Annotated in this window: 1 protein-coding gene; it reads right to left on the bottom strand. The window is 39.4% G+C overall.

Annotated features, from left to right (window positions below):
• A partial coding sequence (locus Q5O73_RS08805) for a glycosyl hydrolase family 18 protein (RefSeq protein ID WP_302669500.1) occupies positions 1 to 2006 on the bottom strand: 2006 nt, incomplete at its 3' end.
• Between the last annotated feature and the right edge of the window lie 95 nt (positions 2007 to 2101).

The following is a 2101-nucleotide window of genomic DNA, read 5'->3' as shown; positions in this document are numbered from 1 at the left end:
CTGATTGTAATAGTCTTAGGATCAGCTGTAGTAGGTTCCTCTGTCGGTGCCTGTGTAGGTGCTTCTGTTGGTGCCTCAGTAGGTTTCTCTGTCGGCTTCTGTGTTGTTTCCTCATCACCTCTTAAGTTAGATAAGAATGCCTGATTCTCTCTTACAAATGAATTGCCATTTTGTGATGAATCCCAGTTGATAGACCATGACATAATACCTCTGAGTCCCGGATGAGCTGCATCAATCTCTGAGAATGCTGCCTGAAGGTTTGCATTAGATATCTGACCGCTTCCTGCTGCACCGGCTGATGACGGAACACCAATTACTACCTGATCAGGTCTAAGTGGTGCAAAGTATGTTGCTTCACTCTTTGCGACACCGGCTCCTGCTCCTACATAAAAACCGTCAAGTAACATGTTACACATTGCTACAACCCCTTCTTTTGTTCCCATATTATAAGAAACTCCATCCGGTGCTGTTATGGCAATTGAATTGTATAACTGAACATGTACAAAGCTTGTTTCCTCACGTAATGCATTAATCATTGGTAAGTATGAACCTGCCCTTGAATCACAATACTGATTAATTCCTGCATAGTACATATATCCCATCTGCATATAGAATGTTTCAGGTGCCCATGAGAGAATGAAATCATCGCCATAGCTGTGTACAATAGTCTTAATTGCTGAAACCATGTTAGCTAATTTAGGTGAATTAATTTGTCTGATATCCTTATCATTGCCCTGGGCAAACTGTACAGATGACTGTTCTAAGTCAATGTCAATTCCATCAAATCCGTATTCATCTACAAATCCCTTAATATCACTTACAAACTGATTTACAGCTGCCTGTGAATCTAAAGAGAAGTATCCCTCGTATCCTCCAATGGAAAGAACTATTTTCTTTCCTTTAGCCTGTAATGTTTTAATATCCTGCTTAAAGTCTTCCTTTGTATAACTGCTTGAAAGACCTGAAATGTTAAATCGCATTTTTCCATCTGTACTTCCTGCACTAACAGGTTCTGCAAAGGAAATATTAATTACATCCCAGTTACTGTCAACATCTCTTAATTTAATAAACGGATTTCCTGCATTATCCCATGTATGGTAATATCCAATCATAAGTCTTGATGAAAGACCTGTTGTTGGTGTACCTGATGTAGGCTTTTCTGTTTGAGCCACTGTTGTGTCTGATTCAGATAATCCTGAAACCTTAATACTAAGTATGCTTCCTGCTGTTTCCGTACCGTTTAATGCTGCTGTAACCTTTATTGTATGACTTCCGTTTTTAGTAAATGTATAAGCTACCTGTGTAGCAGCTGTATATGATTGATAAAAACTTCCATCTATATAAACGTTGTATGTCTGACCTGACTTAATCTGATCCTGTGTCTGTCCCCATGCAAAGGCTACCTCTGCACCATTTTGTGAAATTAAAGATAGTCCAATAACTTCTGTAGGTTTCGCTGTAACCTCTCCCGGTGCTGTTGTTTCCACTGTAGGGGCTTTGGTTGTTTCTACAGTCGGTGCCTTTGTAGGTACCTCTGTAGTTGGCATTTCATCTACTGCTGCATCCATAGCTTTAGCCCATGCATAATTATTTGTTGCATCCCAATTGATTGACCATGTCATTACACCTCTGAATGTAGGGTATTTTCTTGGCGGTGTAAAGCCTCCTGATGAAGTACCGTTTACCATGGAATTAAGTGCTGTCTTTATAGTGTCATTTGACACATAACCACTACCTGCTGCCTTAGCCATTGATGGAACACCAAACGCTACCTGATCTGCCCTAAGTCCTGCTTCGATTACTAATGTTGACATTGAAGTAAGGAAATCAGCTGTTCCCGGATTTACAATTGATCCACCGTATCCGTTCATTCCACCTGTATTGTAGAACTGTGGATAGCAGATTGTTAAAATATCCTTAATCTTTAATGCCAATCTTAAATATGAAGTTGTAATATCATTAGCTGATAATCTGTCTGCCTGAATATAATATGTTTCAGGAGCCATTGTAATTATAAAATCATCTCCAAAATGATCATGTACTGTTCTCAGTGCTTCTGCAATATAATCAACACCTGTAACAGCACTTCCCTCAAGGTCAA

This window comes from Eubacterium sp. AF15-50 (assembly GCF_934835595.1).
Classification (GTDB): Bacteria; Bacillota; Clostridia; order Lachnospirales; family Lachnospiraceae; genus Eubacterium_G; species Eubacterium_G segne.
The sequence above is the reverse complement of the archived record's forward strand: the minus strand, read 5'-3'. Positions and strand labels throughout refer to the sequence as shown.